The organism is Spiroplasma endosymbiont of Seladonia tumulorum (assembly GCF_964020235.1).
Taxonomy (GTDB): domain Bacteria; phylum Bacillota_I; class Bacilli_A; order Mycoplasmatales; family Mycoplasmataceae; genus Spiroplasma.
Map to the genome: position 1 here is coordinate 86086 of NZ_OZ026545.1, position 20140 is coordinate 106225.

The following is a 20140-nucleotide window of genomic DNA, read 5'->3' on the forward strand; positions in this document are numbered from 1 at the left end:
TGTTATTATTAACATTTATTTGTTGTTTTAAATTTCAATCAATAATTTTTCCAGTACTTGAATCAATTAAAGGTTTAAGAGGTTCACCACCACCATTTCAACGATAAACTGCTTTAAAATTTCGTCCCTTATCTTCATTTCAAAAAATTCGTTCTATTTTACCTTCTGATTGATCATCTATTAATAAATCTTGTTCTTTTGTTTCAAAAACCCATAAAAAGAGATCAATATAATATGGTTTTAATGGATCTCAATCCTCATTTTTTTCCTTTATTTGTATCGTGTTTAAATTTTGATATTTTTCAATAAATAGAATTATTAGGTTTCCATATAGCAAAATATCATTTATTATCCACTTGATTAAATGGTTTTTCTTGTGCTTTAATTTCTTTTCAATAATTTACTGTAATTGGTGGATTAGAACCAATAAAATCAAAATATAATGAATATATTTGTACTTGACAATCTGAAAAATAAAAATATCCTTCTTCTAATCTATTTGGTTTTGAAATTAGTTTAAAATAATAAGGAGCAATTAATTTAATATCATCATTATAGCCTTTATTAATTGCATACTTGCTATATGTATAATTTGATAACATATAAATAATTTGTTTAAATCTTTTGACAACATTTTCATTAAGAAATGTGGAATTATCTAATTTTCAATTTTCAAATAAACCATCAATTACATCTTCTGGTTTTTGTCCTTCAAATTTTTGGCGCAGTTCAGCCGCTTTATTGGTAGGATTACCTTTTTCATCGTATTTTGCTCCTTGAAATTTACGGTCATAATTATAACGATATGTTAAATAATTTAATAAAACTTTTTCTAAACCATTTTTATTTACCAAATCTAAAATATCTTTTCCTTGAATATAGTTTTTGGCAATACTTCAAGGCAAAAAACTTTCCGTAAATCAATACTGAAATATTCTTACATTAGGGTTTGTTTCAATTGGCATTGATAGTAAAGGTACTAAACTAGCGTTTTCAACTATTGATGATGGATAAGAATAAACACCATTAACATTGCCTCAACACTTAATATTTCCAAATAACATTGATTTAGGGTATTTAATTTCAATCCCAGTAAATACTGTGTCTTCGGGTAATGATTTTTGTAATACTAAATGAATACTATTTTGGTTTTTTCATTTAAAATCAGTTATTTTAACTAAATGCATAGATTTAATAATATTAACACCATCGGGTGAATAAGGGCCTTTGTATTCTTTAATGATATAACATTCATTTTTGTTATCTTCACTAATTGGCTCATTAATAGATACTATTTTTAAGTCATAGGATTCTAAAAATTCTTTGTCTTGTTTTGAAATATCATTAATTAAAATATCTTTTTCATCAATCATAACATAACTTGTGCTATTATCTTGGACTGTGGTATTTTGTTGAATTTGTAATTTAAAGTTAAAATCACTAATTTCATAACCAGTTATTTTAATATATTCATCTTTGTCAATAAAACCTATTTTAACGCTATTTTGAGAGTAATTTAAGATTGGTTTTTGCTTTGTCTTAACAATATTATTAATTTTATAAATATATAAGGTTCTTGCACGGTCTTCAGTAAATAATTGTTCTAAGTCAGGGTTGCTGTACTGCGATTGAGCAGCAAAATCTAACGGAATACTATCGATTGAATAGTCAATTGGTTCATCATTTTCCGCTAATTGTGCTAACATTTTTTCAGATGGTTTTAACATTATTCTTGTTCTCCTTCTTCATTAGGCATATTGATAATAGTTTCGTTGTTTTTTAATTGTCTGTTTAAAGTAGCATTTACTGGTAAGCGAACATCAACAATTAACTCATCAATATTTTTAATATTGAATGTTCTACTGTTTAAAATCGCATTATCATATTTAATTAACTTAATAATGAATTCAGTTAATTTAATTTCTCTAATATATATCATTTGTTCATATGATGCGTTTGTTTGAATATTTACTCCCGCAACTTCTGCTTGTGTTTGTTGGGCTCCCTTGGCGATTGCGGGAACATGATGGCGATTTATTTTATAGTAATTAGTTAATAATCAATCATATATTTTGGTTAATTGTTCACCTTTAAAATTACCCGCAATATAATCTACTGGTTGAAAATTACTATCAGGGTCTCCTTCAACTAATAACAAGTCATTTTCAATAAATGAAGCTAGCATTTTACTAATTTCTTGGTCAACTACACCAGTCACGCCGTTAGTATTAATAGTAAATTTACCACTATTTAATAATGGATCTAACATTATCTTTTCAGCAATAATATCTAAAATACTAGCAAATTGTTTACCATAACGAGCAGAAGGCTCAAAATTAGGGTTATTAGGAATAATTTGAATTGGAATAAAATTAAGTGGTAATATTTCTTCTCTTTGTAAAGTTGTATAGTTATTTCATTTAGCATCATCAATATATAAGTCGGTAATAGTACTATATAATCGTGTTTTTAACTTTCTAATAACTTTAACTTGTTTAGTTACAGAATCAATCTCTAATTTTTCAGTAATAAAAATACTCTGGTCATTTTTAATATAAGAGTCATAATCAAAAGTACAAGATACTAAATTACCTAATTCATCATATTGGTCATTGTAAAAATCAATAGTAATAAAATTAAGTTTTGAATTATTAACAAAAATAAAGTATGTACCCCTACCATTCTTATTAATTTTATATTCGTTATATCAATTTTTATTAGTAAAGTCTTGCATCTTTAAAAAGTTATTAATTAATTTAGTATCTAATTGTTGATTAGTAAGTGGATTATAAATGCTAATTTCTAAATCTCGTGGATTTAAAAAATTAGCATTATCTTCACAAATTCTTTTTTTTAAAAGCTCATTATGTTTTTGAACAGTAACATTTTTACGATTAGTAATAGTTGATGCTAAATTAAGATAATAACTATCAATATCATAATCTTTTTTTATTTTCTTTTTTGCTGGTAACAATCCCATTTATAACTTCCCCTTTATTTTGTTTCTTCTTTTTTAATAACATCTTCAATACTATCTTCTTTTTGTTTTTTGTTATGTGTTTTAATAAATCTAATTGTTTCAATAATCAAAACTATAATTCCAGCTCCGATAAGCATTGCTGAAACAATAACATATGCCGGTCAAGAAATACCTAATGTTTTTTCTCCTATAAAACAAATAATAATTCCTGCGATAAAAAACAATGATGAAACTCCAAAGATTTTCAAAAACATAATTACATCTTTAATATTTACTTTTGACATAATAACATCTCCTTTCTAATTTACCTTTTTTCTTTCAATAAACACAAATCCCAAAGGTCTAAATGTTGCTGGACCATTAACTCCAATATTAATCAATCCATCAGGATTAATAGATAATGCTAAACATGCACTATTAACACCTATTTGATCATATATAACACCTATTGTTTGTCTAAAACTATGCCTTGTTTGCAACATCCCTTGACTTTTTAAATCTCCTTTGATATTTTTTCCTGAGGCTCAAATTCTATAAATATAATTTTCTTTATCAAAATTAGGAATAGTATATCCTTTTTGTCCAACTTTAAAATCACTAGTATCAACAATTTCTCAATCTGGAACTTTTGGTATAACAATTGATTTTTTTAATTCATCTAAAATTTCTTCTTTTATTTTTGCAAGTTTTTCATCTTTAATTTTTTCTATAACAAGTTTATCTAATAAAGCATCAACTTCTAATTGAGTATAATATGCTTCTAAATCAATCATTGTTAAATCAATACCTTCTTCTTGAAAAGTACGAAACATTTTCTTTAAAGTTGTTAAATTAGCCAATGATTTTGCATAGGTAGGCAATAGACCTTGTTAAGTAATCATAGGGTCATTTTGCGATGAATAATTAATATCACCAACACTCATATTTGCCGAAGTAAAAAATTCAATTGGAATGCGGTTAAATGTTCAATGCTCAATCGTAATAAACACCATATTAATACAAATTTTCTTTAATAATGGATCTTTAAATGTTTCAAACTTTAGTTTTGAAAATGGATAGTTTAAGTAAGAATTAATCATATTTTTGGCTCTTAAAGCAAATGTTTTAAATCATAATTCTACATCACCTTTAAAAAACTTATTATAACGAACTGGAACTTGTGTAATTTTACCTGTCATTGGAATAAAATTATTATAATTTTCCAAAGTAACATTTTGTCATAATTCATTTAACATTTAATCATCTCCTTATCATTTACTTTTTTTAAAATATATTTTCTTTAATATAAATTTTTTACTATTTAGTAATGTTTTTGTTTTAATTGTTTTGTTTAAATCTTGTTTTGTTCTGAGTTGTTTATATGCTTGAAATACTAGTCCATTACCTAACAAACTAGTAACCACACTATCTTCTAGCGTATTTAACAATTTATCTTTATTAAAGTTATTTTTAAATTGTTCTTGCATTTTTAATATCTTAGCAATTATCCGATATATTTTAAAACTATCTTTTACTACTTGCTGATAAACAAGTGGGGCAAAAGAAACTAAATTAAACAAACTTGTTTTTTTAAATCCCCAACCAATAAACCACTCACTGTTCATATAGAATTTAAACGGTTCAGGAGCCAAAACAAACTGTTCTGCTTTGATTAAAGTTGTCATAACGACAATAGGGACATATTTAGGATTTTTATAATATATTGTTAAAGCAACTTCTCCCGCAACTGATAATGGAACAATTTTTACTGCTAAAAAAACATCAGAACCATAAGCAAAGGGTAATAATTGGCCTTTTTTAATAGCTTTAGTTTCAAATTTAGAGAATATTTTTTTAGTTTTATCAGTAATTTTATTAATTACTTTTTGTTTAATTGTAATTATTTGTTTTTCAATTGGAGCTAATAATTTTTTAGTTACTTTTTGAATATAAAAATTTGGGTTTAAATGATTTAAAATTTTATTTAATTTAATTGGTGTTTGGTGAAAAATATTTAATAATTTATTATTATATATTTTACTGCTCCGCATTAAATTAGCATTTAATAGTAGATTTTTACCAACACCTTTTTTATGAAGATTAGTCATAATGTTATATCACTCATTAGTATTAATTTTGCTTATTTTATCAATATTTAATCCATATTCATATAACAATTTATTAGCATTTTTTTTTCATTTACGCGCGGTATTTTTTGAACTAATGTAGGGCTTATTTTTTGAATATTTTTCTCAATTTTTAATAAATTATTAATTGTTTCTAAATTAGAAACTTTAAAACCTTTATAAAAATCATTTCGGGCCAATTTACCAAATGTATATAATAAAGTTTCATTATTAGCCTGCTTTTAAAAATCAAATATTAATTTATCAGATAAAATCTTTTTGCCTGTAACTTGTTTTACAACATCTTCTAAATTATTAGCAGTTATTACACCTAATTTTTCAAGTAATTTAGTTTCTTTTGCTAATTTTAAAATTCTAGTTGTTCGAGCAGCACGCGTTAATTTACCAACACCGCCAATTGCTGGTAACAAATTTAAGGCGGTACTTTTTGCTGTTACTTCTGATGTTAATTTATCATATATTTGATTTACGGCAAAATCGGTTGCTGTTTCTACTCCAAACGAGATAAATGCTGCGGCAAAATTAGATAATCCCGTACCAAGACCAACAGCCGAAGCAATACCACCAGTTAAAACTGATAAACCACGAGCTAAAACTTGAATTCCTAAAAATTCTAATAACTGTAAACCAAAATTTTTTTCTTGTTGTTGGATTGACAATCTAGTTGGATTTTTTTTAACAGCATAAATAAGAGCTGTTTTAGATGTTCTAATTGGCATATCTATCAAACGAAAAAGTACTATTTTTTAGTACTATTAAGAATTTTTAATTTTAACATCAATCGGAGATGTTTGACCAGTAGCGTTGTTTTTACCTTCAATTTGAACAGAAACAGTTTTATCATTTGTAATATTAATTGGTCAATCTTCACCTTTACTTTCAATAAAGTAATCAAAATCACTTTCAGTTAAAGAACTATTTACGGCTTTAACTGCTTTTAAAACAACATCTTTAAATTGTGGTTTTAACTGTTCTGCTGTTGTTTGTGTTGGATTTACAACATGAATAGTTGGTTTATCTAATTTATTAATTTTACTAATATCAATTTTTGTAACAATATGTTTAATAATTCCTTTAGGTTCAACTACTGCTCCACCTAAATATAAAACTCTTTCCATAATTAAAGTATTACCCATTCCAGTACCTAACGCAGCAGCACCAACCCTTAGCGGAGTATGGTCTTTTTTGCGTAAAATAAGAGGATCATATTTTTTACTAAATTTAAAGGCAATTGCATTAACTCCGTTTGGTAATAATTCAATTGTTCCTTCTGAACCATCTTTATTAATAATTGGTAATTTTTTAGGAACCATATAATATGTTGTTCCTTCAACAGTTTTCATTGCTCCACTTGTTTCAATTACGCTATTTATTTGGTCATTTGCGCCAAGTTGTAACTGTAATTTATTACGAATTCCACGAATAAAATCAGCCGAATCCAAGACAACTGTTTCTGATGGGGTAAAGCCATTTTCATATATTTTATCCATAATTTCATCGTGGATTTGTAAAGCATTTGTATCATCTGATTTTTGTCCTTGAATAGTTGTAACAGTTCCTTTATTAATAATTTCTAAAATTTTATTGCGTTTATAAGCAACTTCAGTATCCATTGCTTGCTCAATATCAGCCGCCCAAAGATTGGGATTAAAATCACTTTCTACGGGGTCTAATTTACGAGCAAAAGTTAAAATTGTATCTAATTCAACTGTTCCATCTTCAAACTTTACTTCAGTATAGTTTAAAAGACTGTCATCAGTATTAAATACTTTTTTTCTTTTCCTATACCTTCATTATATTTAATATTTTTCTTTCTTTTATATGTTAAACCAAACTTATTTGCTTCTTTTCACGCAAATAATGCCTCTCAGCTAAATTTTTGTTGATAAGTTTGTAAATATCATTGGTCAAATGATTCACAATCTTTTTGTGTTGCTTGATTAACAATATCGCCGAATATTCTTTGTGGATTTTGTGCCATAATTTTATACCTTCTTTCTTATTTATTAAATACATTGTCTGTATCTAAAATATTGTTTTCTTTATTTTCTGATTTTGGTACGCCACCAGTATTAACTGTTTGTACCTTAATTAATTCATCATAAACACTCTGCAATTGTACTTTAATGATTTCAATATCATCAGTAATATCATAAGATTTTAATAAAACATTTTTAAAATCTTCATTATCAGTTAAAGAATTAATAAAATCAATTACTTCAATTTGTTTTAATTGAATTGTTTGTTCTTCAATTTGTGAAGTTAATTCAGTATTTTTTGTTTGTAGTTCGTTGATTTGTTGATTACTATTTTCTAAATTACTTGCATTAAATTCTTCAACTTCAACAGTATTTTCTAAAATAATTTCAGCAGTTTTAATATCTAAACTACCATCTTCATTTTTAATAGGTTCATTATTTTTATCAATAAGAACAAATTTTACATTTTTTAATGCCATTGTTTTTCCTCCTATTTTTTAATATTTGTACTTGTTCTTTTTCTAATCGCTTTTTGTATAATTTCGAAACTATCGACTCGAAAAGATAAAAAATAGCGTTTAGTTTTTATATTTAACTGATTAAATACTGAGCCTTTAATTTTTATCTCATCATCTTTTTTTAATTTCAAAAAAGCAGATACAACTGACGGATTATAAATTGATAATGTTGAGTAATTTAATCCTTCTCACTGACATTTCGCAGAACAAGCATCAACTTCAACACCAGCAGCAACCAGTGCCTTAATTTTAGTTTTAATTGGGTTTTCATGTAATCTAACAGTTAATTCTAATTTATTAACTTTTTTATTTTAGATTTATTAGTTATTGATTTTTTAAGTAAATTACTTTTTGTTTGTGCCATTTTTATCAACTCCTTCTGTTATAAAATATTGTAAATGTTTTCAAGCATCGTGTTCGTGCTCTGTCATTTTAATATTTCCTTTATAAATATAATTTTTCTTAACAACTGGCGATTGTAAAACATAATTTAAATTAAATAGATATTTACATAAAACTTTTAAACCACCAATAAATTTAGGAGTAGCTAATGGATTTTTTATTTTTAAACCTTTATTAAGTTGATAATCTTCAATTATTACAATAACTTTATTTAAATAAGAACAAATTTTATTTTTAAACTCATTTAATATTAAATACATATTATTTATTGCTTCTTCTTCATTTTTAGAATTAAAAGTAATATTATTAATTATTTTCTTTTGCAAAACATTATAAATAATCATACCAGTTTGTCCAATTCCAACAGGGTCAATTGCAATAATATATTTTAATTTATTTGTTTTATTTTTTTTGTCAATTTGTAATATTTTTCATCCATCGGATGCTAAATCTAAAATATCGTTAATTTTGTAATGTTGCATATAAGAAGCAATTACATCTCAATTGTTTTTAAATAAAATTAAGTACATTTTGGCTCATTCTAAACATTGCAAATAATAATGCTTTTTATGATGTGAAATACGACAATTAACAGGCTGACAATTAACTCAATCAAATGACGTTGTTATTTCATTTCAAGTTTTATTAATATACAAACTTTTATATTCTGTCATTTATCTATACTCCTTAATTATTTTTATTTGTTGCTCAAATTTCATCATTAATATCATTTACCGTTACTAGATAAGCTCGTATCATTAATTCTTGTAATTTATTTTTAATTTTTTTATTTCATTTTTTCATCAAATATTTTCCTTTCTGTAAAAAACATAATATTCCTTTATTGGTTAATATTTTGATATTTAGTAAATAATTTATTTTAGTATTTAATTACTTCGCCCCCGCTCACCTTTAAAGTGAAGCGGGGGCGGGATAAGATATTTTGACAGAGTTTACCCCCATACGGAAATAAACAAAGAAACAGTTTACCCAGTTATTAATTACGCTTCATCCATCCCTAGACAACTTTATATAAAGAAAATAACCTTTTGGAGTTCCAACCCTCTTGTTTTTTTAGTGTCCGATATTGTTTTTTCGGTTTAACAGCACTCTTTTTATGAAAACAAGCAAAAAACACGCGCTCTGACATTTCGCAAGTGATTAATCTTGCCGAGAATTAAAGAAATAAATAGGAGTAGTAAATCCAATCGCTTTCACACTTTCTTTAAGGCTTCGTGCCATAGATGAGTTATTCATCTTTAAGCATCAAAATATTAAATTTTAAGTGCCGCATTATTCATCGGATAATACCTTTATTGAAAGGATTTATAAAAATATTGTTTATTTTGTGTAGGGAAAACAGAATTTAATCTGTTTTTTTATGATAAAAGTTCTAAATTTAAAGATACTATCCGATGAATAATGCAAATAAATTTATGTTTTTTAATATAAAAATAAAAAAAACAATCTCACAAGAGTTGTTTTTTGCCGGTTCATCGTACAGGACGCCATATATTATCTTGTAAAAAGAAAAATAAAAAGTAATTTAACTTATTTTTCAAATTATTTGCAAAAAATAATACTAATTAACAATTTATTTGCTTAAATTATTGTTAATTAAAGTTTAACTAATTAGTAGATAATATTTGTGGTTTTTCATTTTCATATTTACCAATTAAAATTAAAAGACCACTAATCAAACCTGAAAAAATTAAAGCAATAACGCCCGCTGCAAGATTTGATTCTGCTTTTCCTTTTAAAACATTATTGCACATAATAATTGGTATTATTTCGATTCCAGCAATTATTAAAAAAATCCCAGTAACCATATAAAAACCATAACTCATAGTGCCTGTTACTAATAACATTAAACCACCAATTGAAAAACCTATCAATGCTAACGATGATATAACAATTGCTATAATACATCCTGCTCGACATAAATTATCTGGCTTTTTATTTTGAATAACATTGGTTTGAACATTCTCTTGTTCATTTTGTACATAATTTGTATCCATTTGAATCTAACACCCTTCTTTGAAAATAAATATTTTATTAATATAAATTAGTTTTTTCATTATAAAAGTTGTAATCAAACATTAAAGTTTTAAAATTTGACACGGTTAAATTATAAAAAAATGCAAGTAATTAAATAATAAAATGGTTATTATTCTTTAACTATTTATTTTTTATATCCAATAATTTTTTTATAATTCTTTTCTATTAATTTCACAGCATAATAAAAAGAGTTATAAATCATATAACTCTTCATTAATTTATTAATTAATTTAAATAAAACAATTAAAACCATGATATAAAGTATCTTCTCTTTCTTTAAAAATATCTTTAATATCATATTTTTTTCGATACTCTTCAATTCTTCCCGTTTCAATAGTTTTAATTGCTTCACAAGCTAATTTATGCGAATTACATAATGTCATTTGAGGAACATCACCATTATTTAATGGTTCATAATATAATGCTCCTGTAATCATTTCGTTTAAACCAAAACCAGGATATTCTCCTTTTAAAATTCCTTGATGTAAACGAAAGTCAGAAATAATTGGGAATAAATATTTATTTTTATTATGAATTGCTTGTTCAACTACTAAACCAAATTCCATATGAGTTCCTGAATCTCAACCATCTAATTCTAAAATTACATAATCTGCTTCAGTTAAACCAACATAATCTAATTCAAAAATTGCTTTATTTGTAGGACGTTCTTTTTGATTTGTTTCAAAATCAACTGGATTTCCAATAATAAAGTCTGGAAACATTTCACGCAACATATCTCCTTCACGTTTTCTTGTGTTTCATTGGGCCTCAGTAAACATACTACCCGCATTGTAAATTACTTTTTTATTATCTCTCATATTATTTTTTCTCCTTTATTGATTAATTATTGTTTCAAATGTTTTAAATTTTTCCATATCAAGACCTGTACTATTAATATCACCAGTGATAAAAGCACCGACAGCAACTAAATCATATCCTAAGTTTTTTGCTTCTTCGTAATTTGTTAAATTAATTCCTCCTGAAGCCATATAAACTTTTGTTGGAAAAAATGTTTTAATTGTTTGAATAAAATTTAATTTAAATGCTGTTGCTGGGAAAATTTTAATAATTTCTCATTTAGCATTAACAATATTATTAACTTCTTGTAGTGTCATTGCCCCTGGAATATACAGTAAATTATTTTGATGACAATATTTACTAACTGCTTGGTTAAAAACTGGACCTACTAAAAACTGAGCTCCGGCTGTTGCTGCTTGCATTGCTTGTTCTAATGTTAAAACTGTTCCTGCTCCAACTAAAATTGTTGGATACTTGTTACAAACAAAACTAATTAATTCTGCAACATTAGGAATTGTGAAAGTTAATTCTAAACATTTAACTTGTAAATTAATTAACTGTTCACAAATTTGTTGAGCAACAACATAATTATGATTTCGAATTACATAAAAAGTTTTATACTCTAATAGTTTTTCTAATGTAATCATTATTCTCCTAAATATGCTTTAATTCTATTAATAATAGAAATTTGATCTAATTGCTTATACTTAATAACAGCATCCGCACTTCCCGATAAACCATAATCATCAACACCTAACATTAAGCCTGTTTTACCAACAAATTTATATCAAACATAATCATTTGAAAATTCAATTGCAATTACTTTTGTTATATTATTTGGTACAATTTTTTCCCGATACGCTTTTGACTGTTGTTCAAATAATTCAACACAGGGCATTGATACAACACGAATATTTTTCTTAATTGTCTTAGCCGCAACAATTGCTGGTGCTACTTCAGTTCCTGTTGCAATAATAATTGCCTCCAATGGTTTTGTCTCATCTTCAGCAACAACAATATATCCCCCTTTTAACGTTTGTTCTCAACATGTTTCTGCTAATTGATATGGGGTATCTTGTCGCGACAAGATTAAAGCTGATGGAGCACTTTTTGCTTCTACGCTTGCTTTCAAACACCCAATTGCTTCTTTAATATCCGCTGGACGAAACACATTTAAATTCGGACAATTTCGTAGCATTGCTAATTGTTCAACTGGCTGATGTGATTTTCCATCAAAACCAACACCGATTGAATCATGTGAAAAAGCAAAAATTACGGGTAAGTTTTGAATACAAGCCATTCGAATACATGGTTTCATATAGTCAGCAAAAATTAAAAATGTTGAATTAAATCCTTTTAAACCTTGGTGTAATTCAACACCAATGCTAATTGTTCCGGCAGCAAATTCACGCACTCCAAAATGAACATTATTATTTTGTGGTGTTGATGTTGTTCATGAACCATTATAACCAATAATTTTGGTTGCAGTACCCAAATCAGCACTACCTCCAAACATATTATTTAAACACTTTTGTTGATAATATTTAAACACATCACCCATAATAATTCGTGTTCCTGCTTTTTTATCTTTATCAGTTGTTAATAACGCTTCAAAATCTTTTAAATCAACCGATGGAATTACAAATAATTCTTCATATTCCTTTGGAAATGTTGCTTTGTAAGAAGTTATTTTTTTCTTTCATTCTTCATATTTTGTTGCTCCTCGTTTAGCAAAAGTATCTTGTCAATGTTTTTTAACATCATTATCAACATAAAATTGTGGATGATTAAAATCATAAAATGCTTTTACTTGTTCCATCTCCTCGGGAGTAAATGGTGAAGAATGCATAGGTGAACCTTGTTTTGGATGCCCATAACCAATAATTGTTTTACATTCAATTAATGTTGGTTTATCAGATTTTTGCGCTTGTTCAATTGCTTTTTGAATTGCTGGTAGATCCTCATCTGCGTTTTCAATTCGAATATAATTTCAATTTTGTGCTTCAAAAAAACGTTGATAATCAATTTTTAAAACAGCATCACATTTTGTATCTAATTGGCAATCATTTGAATCATATAACATAATTAATTTATTTAATTTTCATACCCCAGCTAATTGGATTGCTTCAATTGCTCCGCCTTCTTGCAAATCACCATCACTACATAAAACATAAGTATAATGGTCAATGATTTTATAATCTGGTTTATTAAATTTAGCTGCTAAATGTTGTTCAGCTAATGCCATTCCAACTCCATAGCCAACTCCTTGTCCTAGGGGACCAGAAGAATTATCCACTCCAGGAGTAACACCATATTCTGGATGAGCTGGCGTTTTTGAATTAATATGACGATAATTTTTTAAATCATCAATTGTTAAATTATAACCAGCTAAATGTAAAATCGCATATTGTAAAGTTGAAGCATGTCCTGGAGATAATACAAAACAATCACGATTAATTCAATCAGGTACTGCCGGATTAGCAATTAAATTATTTAAATAAATTGCTTGCATCAGTGGTGCTGCACTTAATACAATCCCTGGGTGGCCAGTTTTATTATAAATAATAGGATCTAGTCCTAAAATTCTTAAATTACTTAAACTTTTTGTTTCTATATTATTATTTGTGCTTTTCATTTTAATTTCCTCCTTATTAAATTAAAATATTAATAATAATTATTTTTTAAATTAAACAAGGAACTTTATTATCAAGAGGTAATAAATGTTGCATAATAATGCTTATTTTTTCTGAAAAATCATCACTGTCAGCATCAATAACAATAAATTTATAATCATTTTTTAATTCATGATATAAAATTTCATATTGTTCATTTAACTTTTCCCAGTAATAATATGGGGTTTCTAATTCTAATTGACGCCCACGTTGTTTAATTCGTTCAACCGCTTTTTCAGTTGAAACTTTTAAATAAATAATGACATCAAAGCCTAACTTTTTCTTCAAAATTGGAACAATAACATTTTGAAAAAAACGATTATAAACTTTAAAATCAATTTCATTCATAATTTTTAATAAGTGGGAAACTCGCACAAAAACAGGGTCTTCTAAAATTGTGCGGTCAAAAACAGTATCCTCTAAATTATCAATGTTGAAAAATTGCTCAATTCTTGTTGTTAACATATAAATTTGCATTTTAAAGGCAAATCCTTCCATATCTTGGTAAAAATCTTTAAAATATGGATTTTCTTCTAATGGTTCTTTAAATAAATTATAGTTTAATTGTTTACATAATTCTTCACTAACTTTTGTTTTTCCTGCTCCAACGGTTCCAAAGACTGCAATTTTCATTTTATTGCTCCTTTCGTTTTTAACCCATTAATTGAACAGCAGTATCTAATGCTAATTCAACCATTGTCATAAAATTATTTTGGCGTTCCAATGCTGTAGTAACTTCTTTAGTTACAAGATGGTCAGAAACTGTTAATAATGTTGCTGCATGTTTTTGCGTAACAATTGCATTAGTAAACAAAGCATATGATTCCATTTCAACAACATCTAACTTATGAGTATGAGTAAAGTCTAATGAATCATCATAACGATAAAAAACATCTGCTGCATGAGCAATTCCCGTGTGAGTTTTAATTCCTTTTGCTTGTGCTACAGTTTCAATTTCATTAAATAATTTTTCACTTGCAGCAATTAAATTACTATCAATATTAGCTGCAATTTTTGCATAATTACTTTCGCCAAATGCTTCACGAACATTAAAGATATCATAAACTTTAATATTTGGATTATAACTTCCAGCTGAACCAATTCTAATAATATAATCAACATCATAAAACTTAAATAATTCGTATGAATAAATTCCAATACTTGGACAACCCATTCCACTTCCAGCAATTGTTACCTCAATGTTTTTATATTTGCCAGTATACATTAACATATTTCGAACTTCATTTACTAATTTTAAATTTGTTAAATATTTTTCAGCAACGGTTTTTGCCCGTAATGGGTCTCCCGGCATTAAAACAACTTTTGCAATTTCTTCTTTTTTGGCATTAATATGTGGTGTCATTTTTTTATTCCTCTCTTTTCCGCTTAATTTAATTACCAATAAATACACCTATCAATGCTATTTTTATTTAAAAAGTAAGGATATTTAAACAACACGAAAAAGAATATTGTTGCATATCCACATAAATAATGTTTAATTTCTACGATTATTTTAATTAATAATTTAAGACAATAGCAAAAATAAAACCATTTTAAATCAAATGCTATTAAACTTAATTATTAATTAATTTTATTATTTATTATCTTTTTTTAAATAATACCTTTTGATAGGATTACTGCTTTAAATTAACAACTAAAAAACGCTTTTTGACGTCTTTCAAATTATTATTTAATAGTTTTCACTAATAAATAATTAATCATCTAACCCCAGAGATAATAACTATAAGTGCAGCATTGATATTTTACCAATGTTTTTTTAGATCGGTCTACTGGCTTAGTTTCACTTTACTCACTATTCCTTCTCAAGAAATATTTTCTCAATGGAATGATGTTAGCTTTCATTTACTTTACAGTTGCTGGGACAGCCTAGGATTCACACCTAATTCCCGTAACATCAAAAATTGCTTTTTAAAGTTGTTAAAATAATAATATAAAGTTTACTTTTAAAATGCAAGTTAAAATTAACAAATTATTTACCAACTAAAAACAAACTAGGAAAAAAGTTGATATTTTTATAATTAAAAATGAAACTATTGTCAGAAAAATCTAGAAGCATATAATAAAGATTGTAAATAATATTTATGGACCTTATTAAGTATTTTTACTCCTTTCAATTCCAATATAGAATCAAAAAATAGTCAACAATCTAGCCAACCATAAAAAATAATAGATAACATAATAAATCAAATAATAAGCAATCAATAACAAATAGTTATTTATTTGCAATATTATTAAATAAATAATTTAGGTTTAGTTTTAAATTTTGTTATATTCCTTATTAGTAGTAATCAGCAACATAATAACATTTATAAACTATTAAATGAATAATGTGACAATTATTATTCACATACTAACCTTAATTATTATTAAAATAAACGGACTAGATTTATTATTTACATACCTGCTAGCATTAATGCTAGCAATTTTTATTGTTAATTTAAAAAAGCAAGAAAACCTTGCTTTTTTAAATTAAACTTATTTTTTAGTAAATTCTAAGGTAAATAATGTTGATGTTCATTCAGTATAATAAACCGCATTATTTTTTCCAAATAATAAATCAAAGTTTCAAACTGCTCGCCGACGAAGTGAAAAAGTATCTTTAGTTTTATTTAAACTCACTTTGTGAACACGTTTTTCCCAATTACCAGTTGTAAAAATATCAATTCCTGGTAAATTTTTTGCTTGATTTGCTTCTTTAAAATCATTAATTAATATTTTTAAAACATCTTTGTATTTTCGGGTTTTTAAATTTAAAATTTTAGTAAAAGCTTCTTTGCTAAGTTGGAATACTTCTGAATGCTCATTTGATTCTAATTTAAAATGATTATAAAAAGCAACTACTAACTGTACATATTCCATTAACTTATTTGTTAAACCTTCTTCTGTAATTTCAACTTGAACTTTTAATGCTTGCCCATCATTCATTACTGCTCCAGATAATGGAAACCCTGCCACTTGAATTTTTGCTAAATTCACATGAAAATCAGCTAATCGTAAGTTCTGACCTCCAGTATTAAAAACATTAACTAATGAACGATAAAACTTAACAAAATTTTCTGGAGTAATTTTATTAGGCTGATATCCTTTTCCGGTTCAAACATATGAAGCTGTATTTTCTTGAACAACATTAACACCATTAGTAGTATTATTAATTGCACTTGTTAGTAAACTTAATAAAGTTATTGAAGAATTATATTTAATATTCTTTACAAACTTTTGCAATTCGCTATCACTTTTAATTTTATTTTGCAACTTTTCTAAAATAATATTATCTAAATTAGCAAAACCAGCTGTATAGTTTACATCAAAATTTTGATAAATTGTAGCAAATTCAGGTGTTTTATTAATTTGAAAAATTCCTTCTTGATTGAAAAAAATAACAATTACTCTTGAAATTTTTTGAACCATCCCATTTAAAACAACTTTTATTTCTTCTGGATTATCAGTAATAACATATTGGATTACATAATCTGAAGTTGTTGTTAAAAGTTTAAACTTAGCTTCAAATTGAAAATGGAAATCTAGTCTAACTGCTTTTACTGTTTCTAATCCTGGTCGATCTAAAATTGCTTGCAATTGAACCATATCAATAAAATTTAATTCATAACTTAAACTATCATTTAATAAATTAATTGGTTTACTATCAGGATAATAATTTGAATAGTCATTATAAATTTCATTATTAATATTATTAAACACAGCAAGAAAGCCATTTTTTAATGTTGCTAAAGCATCTATCGCATCTTTATCCATTTGGTCTAATTTTCTGCATACAGCTTATCAAATTTATTTTGATATTCAGTACTATTAATTGTATTTTTATTTTGTGTGTAAATTGTACTATGAAGTGTAGCACTCTACTTAATTTTATTATAACACCAATAAAATAAATGTTCAATATAATTTATTTTAAAAAAATTTAGTAGTTTTGTTTTAAATTTATGAATTTTGGCACACTGAAAAATAAAATGATTAAAATTTTTATAGGTAATTATATTAAAAATTAAACATTTGTATAAAAACTTCTTTTGAAGATAGTCAATGTAAAGATTTTTTAAGTTTAGAGTTTATTATATTAGCAACTTCTTGATAATAATTTCTTGAATAAATACTTAAATCAATTCCTTTGGAAAATCAATGTCTAAAATCACGAATTGCTCTTTCAACTTTGGGTTTTTGAGTTGGAGTTCCAGCATCACAAAAATATACTTTAGCATTTGTTATTTTTTCAATTTTTTCTCAATCAGCAAATTCTTTGCCTTGATCTGTTATTATTCCTTTGCATCTATCTTTAAAAAATCTGTTAGAAAAAATTCGTTTTAATGCGTTTGTAACTTCTTTTGTTGTTTTTTCTTTTAATGGTTCAATGATTTTAAATTGCGTTAATTCTTCGATTAAAACTAAACAAACACTATTATTTTTACCAACCATAGTGTCCATTTGAAATCAACCAAATTCATATTTATCATGTTTTGCTTCTTCAATAGTTCTAAAATTTCTTATTTTCCCGCGATTATCAATCCTATTTTTTGTTTTATATTTTCTACCATGAAAATACAAATTATATTTTTTGAAATTTAAAAATCCCAAATGAATATATTTATATAAAGTTTTAAAACATACTGGAAATTTAATACCAAACTCTTTTTCATATTTTTTACAGATTTGTTCTGGTGAATCATGAAATTTGTTATATTTTTCATCTAGTCATTCTAAAATATTTAGCAAGAATGATGATTTTTAAAAACATTTTTGTCGTTTTTGTAAATAATCTTCGTGTGCTAATTTAGCGTCATATTCATTATCTTTTAACCTTTTTATTTCTCGTCTAATTGTATTGCGATTTTTATGCAATATTTTTACTATTTTAGATATATTGGGTTTACCATTTTTTCTTTTTAAAGAATCAAGTTTTAATAAATCTTTTAACATTACTCTTTCTTTAAAAGTAAAATGACGCTTTGTTTTATCCATTTTAAAAAATCCTTTCTTTTATATACAAAGTTAATTATATAGTTTTTTTAGTTTTTGGGCGAGCGGTTGATTTTCTTAAATTTTTGTGATAAAATAACTTACAAGTTAAAAAAGTTTTTGAGATTCTTTCAAACAAATTTGGGAACTTTTATAAAATTCTTCGCTTAACGCTTAGAATTTTTCCCAAGTATTTTGAAAAGCGCGGCAAAAGTTTTTTAAATTTTAAGTAATTTTTCACAAAACTATAGAAAATCACCGCGAGCCCAGATTGATTAAAAACTTTAAATAATATTGAAAGGATAATTATTATGAAGTTGTTGAAATTAGTTAAAAAACATAAAATAATATCAATATATATAATATTATCTACCATTTTCATTTTATGCATGATTGTATTAGTTACACTTACTGCAATTACTCATGAAAAAGACAAAAAATATAGAACTTTTTTTGAAAGAGATAATACTACAATAGTTTGTAATAAAGGTGAAAAAATTGGAAAAATGAAAATAAGATACAAAACAAAAGATAATAAAAATTTACAAAAATATACAATAAAACTTTATTGTACAAACAATCCAATTGTTGAAGGAAGTTACCCTGATAAATTATATTCTATTGCCTTAGGAGGATTTTTCAATAAATTTGAAAAAAATGAATTTATATAGTTTTAATATAGATACATGAAATTCAGATGTTTATTCAAAAGAATGAGATAGAAAATATCCTGATGATTATTTCATAAATTAAAAAAGTCATTTATTAAAATGACTTTTTTACATTTCTATTGTAACTAATGATAATTTTTCATTGTTTTTATTAAATAATTCTAAATTATTAATATTAATTTGTTCTTTTTCAGTAAAAATTGTAATATCATAATCTCCATAACCTCATATTCCTGATATTTCAATTTTGCTTAAAAAATTAATATTTTGTGAAAAAAGTATTTTAATATTATTTTCAACAAAATTATTAATTAAATTTAATCATTCTGATTTTTGAATATATAATGCTTTCTTTATGAAAATCAAATAATTTTTCTAAACATATTTCTAATTTATTATTAGAAATAATTAAATTAGTTAAGTATTTGCCATATTCTCCATCTGATAGTTTAATTTCTGCCGGAATAAGTGAAGGAATATTATTTGTTTCTAATTCGTTTGTTATTGATAATCAATTAAAAAAATTTGTTTCTAATTGATAAACTTTATTTTCTGAAATATTATTATTTATATTTTTAAAATTATTTAATTTTATATTTTCTATATTAATATTTTTTAAATCAGAAAAATTAAAATATGATGATTTTAATTTAACTCTGCAATCTTCAAATATTCAGTAATCTTTTTCTGATTCATTTGGTATTGAAACTAGTTCAAAATAATACGGAGCAATTAATTTAATATCATCATTATAACCTTTATTTACTGCCATATTACTATATACATAATTTGACAACATGTATACAATTTGTTTAAATCTTTTTACTGCCCTATCATTAAGATAAAATGGGTTTCTAAATTTTCATTTGTAGTATACCACACACATTTTGGAGATTGCAAGAAAACAAGAAAAAATAATAAAATATATAATTTAAAATATAAAA

23 protein-coding genes, 1 pseudogene and 1 riboswitch are annotated in these 20140 nt (G+C 25.4%); of the genes and pseudogenes, 1 reads left to right on the top strand and 23 read right to left on the bottom strand.

Translation table 4 applies throughout. The annotated features are described in order from the left end of the window. Positions 1-158 precede the first annotated feature (158 nt). The 21 genes and pseudogenes from AACL22_RS00600 to AACL22_RS00700 form a co-directional block, all read right to left on the bottom strand. Positions 159-1727, bottom strand: a complete 1569-nt coding sequence (locus tag AACL22_RS00600) for a hypothetical protein (RefSeq protein ID WP_338988780.1) — start codon at positions 1725-1727, stop codon at positions 159-161. Next, a complete protein-coding gene (locus tag AACL22_RS00605; protein WP_338988783.1) occupies positions 1727-2980 on the bottom strand; it encodes a hypothetical protein in 1254 nt (417 codons plus the stop codon). The genes AACL22_RS00600 and AACL22_RS00605 overlap by 1 nt, the downstream gene beginning before the upstream one ends. Positions 2981-2994: 14 nt before the next feature. Continuing rightward, positions 2995-3264, bottom strand: coding sequence for a hypothetical protein (locus AACL22_RS00610; protein WP_338988785.1), 270 nt, complete (start codon positions 3262-3264; stop codon positions 2995-2997). Positions 3265-3279: 15 nt separating this feature from the next. After that, a complete protein-coding gene (locus AACL22_RS00615) occupies positions 3280-3840 on the bottom strand; it encodes a hypothetical protein (protein WP_338988787.1) in 561 nt (186 codons plus the stop codon). Positions 3841-3849: 9 nt separating this feature from the next. Then, the gene (locus AACL22_RS00620) at positions 3850-4215 is read right to left on the bottom strand and encodes a hypothetical protein (protein ID WP_338988789.1); all 366 of its coding nucleotides are present in this window, start codon (positions 4213-4215) and stop codon (positions 3850-3852) included. Positions 4216-4227: 12 nt separating this feature from the next. Continuing rightward, positions 4228-5136 carry a hypothetical protein gene (locus AACL22_RS00625; RefSeq protein ID WP_338988790.1) on the bottom strand — a complete coding sequence of 303 codons (909 nt, stop codon included), beginning with the start codon at positions 5134-5136 and terminating at the stop codon, positions 4228-4230. Then, positions 5115-5285 carry a hypothetical protein gene (locus tag AACL22_RS00630; RefSeq protein WP_338988791.1) on the bottom strand — a complete coding sequence of 57 codons (171 nt, stop codon included), beginning with the start codon at positions 5283-5285 and terminating at the stop codon, positions 5115-5117. The genes AACL22_RS00625 and AACL22_RS00630 overlap by 22 nt, the downstream gene beginning before the upstream one ends. A 42-nt stretch (positions 5286-5327) precedes the next feature. Next, positions 5328-5825 (bottom strand): hypothetical protein, encoded by a 498-nt coding sequence (locus AACL22_RS00635; protein WP_338988793.1) that lies wholly within the window; start codon positions 5823-5825, stop codon positions 5328-5330. 36 nt (positions 5826-5861) lie between these two features. Continuing rightward, a complete protein-coding gene (locus tag AACL22_RS00640) occupies positions 5862-6719 on the bottom strand; it encodes a hypothetical protein (RefSeq protein ID WP_338988795.1) in 858 nt (285 codons plus the stop codon). Between the two features lie 128 nt (positions 6720-6847). Next, positions 6848-7087: a hypothetical protein gene (locus AACL22_RS00645; RefSeq protein ID WP_338988797.1), complete on the bottom strand. Its 240-nt coding sequence runs from the start codon at positions 7085-7087 to the stop codon at positions 6848-6850. 18 nt (positions 7088-7105) lie between these two features. Continuing rightward, positions 7106-7564, bottom strand: coding sequence for a hypothetical protein (locus AACL22_RS00650; RefSeq protein ID WP_338988799.1), 459 nt, complete (start codon positions 7562-7564; stop codon positions 7106-7108). A gap of 11 nt (positions 7565-7575) precedes the next feature. Further along, positions 7576-7734, bottom strand: a complete 159-nt coding sequence (locus AACL22_RS00655) for a hypothetical protein (RefSeq protein WP_338988800.1) — start codon at positions 7732-7734, stop codon at positions 7576-7578. Between the two features lie 213 nt (positions 7735-7947). Then, positions 7948-8679 (bottom strand): hypothetical protein, encoded by a 732-nt coding sequence (locus AACL22_RS00660; RefSeq protein WP_338988803.1) that lies wholly within the window; start codon positions 8677-8679, stop codon positions 7948-7950. Positions 8680-9633: 954 nt separating this feature from the next. Then, on the bottom strand, positions 9634-10023 hold the full coding sequence (locus tag AACL22_RS00665; protein ID WP_338988804.1) for a hypothetical protein: 390 nt from the start codon (positions 10021-10023) through the stop codon (positions 9634-9636). Between the two features lie 270 nt (positions 10024-10293). Further along, positions 10294-10881: a nucleoside 2-deoxyribosyltransferase gene (locus AACL22_RS00670; protein WP_338988805.1), complete on the bottom strand. Its 588-nt coding sequence runs from the start codon at positions 10879-10881 to the stop codon at positions 10294-10296. A gap of 15 nt (positions 10882-10896) precedes the next feature. Further along, positions 10897-11508 carry a bifunctional 4-hydroxy-2-oxoglutarate aldolase/2-dehydro-3-deoxy-phosphogluconate aldolase gene (locus AACL22_RS00675; protein WP_338988807.1) on the bottom strand — a complete coding sequence of 204 codons (612 nt, stop codon included), beginning with the start codon at positions 11506-11508 and terminating at the stop codon, positions 10897-10899. Continuing rightward, positions 11508-13496 (bottom strand): transketolase, encoded by a 1989-nt coding sequence (tkt, locus tag AACL22_RS00680; protein WP_338988808.1) that lies wholly within the window; start codon positions 13494-13496, stop codon positions 11508-11510. Before tkt ends, AACL22_RS00675 begins: the two co-directional genes overlap by 1 nt. A gap of 46 nt (positions 13497-13542) precedes the next feature. Beyond that, entirely contained in the window at positions 13543-14166 is a 624-nt protein-coding gene (locus AACL22_RS00685; RefSeq protein WP_338988811.1) for a deoxynucleoside kinase, read from the bottom strand. Between the two features lie 19 nt (positions 14167-14185). After that, positions 14186-14896 (bottom strand): purine-nucleoside phosphorylase, encoded by a 711-nt coding sequence (gene deoD / locus AACL22_RS00690; protein WP_338988813.1) that lies wholly within the window; start codon positions 14894-14896, stop codon positions 14186-14188. A gap of 400 nt (positions 14897-15296) precedes the next feature. Beyond that, positions 15297-15468: riboswitch (cobalamin riboswitch) on the bottom strand. A 561-nt stretch (positions 15469-16029) separates the two neighbouring features. After that, positions 16030-17307, bottom strand: a complete 1278-nt coding sequence (locus tag AACL22_RS00695) for a hypothetical protein (protein WP_338988815.1) — start codon at positions 17305-17307, stop codon at positions 16030-16032. A 243-nt stretch (positions 17308-17550) separates the two neighbouring features. Further along, a pseudogene (locus tag AACL22_RS00700) lies at positions 17551-18528 on the bottom strand (IS30 family transposase). A 308-nt stretch (positions 18529-18836) separates the two neighbouring features. Between AACL22_RS00700 and AACL22_RS00710 the strand changes: the two are divergent. Beyond that, positions 18837-19196, top strand: a complete 360-nt coding sequence (locus AACL22_RS00710; RefSeq protein ID WP_338988819.1) for a hypothetical protein — start codon at positions 18837-18839, stop codon at positions 19194-19196. Positions 19197-19304: 108 nt separating this feature from the next. On the opposite strand, the gene AACL22_RS00715 is transcribed toward AACL22_RS00710, so the two are convergent. Both AACL22_RS00715 and AACL22_RS00720 read right to left on the bottom strand, forming a co-directional pair. Beyond that, complete coding sequence (locus AACL22_RS00715; protein ID WP_338988821.1) at positions 19305-19562, bottom strand: hypothetical protein; 258 nt, start codon at positions 19560-19562, stop codon at positions 19305-19307. Then, on the bottom strand, positions 19504-20082 hold the full coding sequence (locus AACL22_RS00720) for a hypothetical protein (RefSeq protein WP_338988824.1): 579 nt from the start codon (positions 20080-20082) through the stop codon (positions 19504-19506). The genes AACL22_RS00715 and AACL22_RS00720 overlap by 59 nt, the downstream gene beginning before the upstream one ends. Positions 20083-20140: the final 58 nt, after the last annotated feature.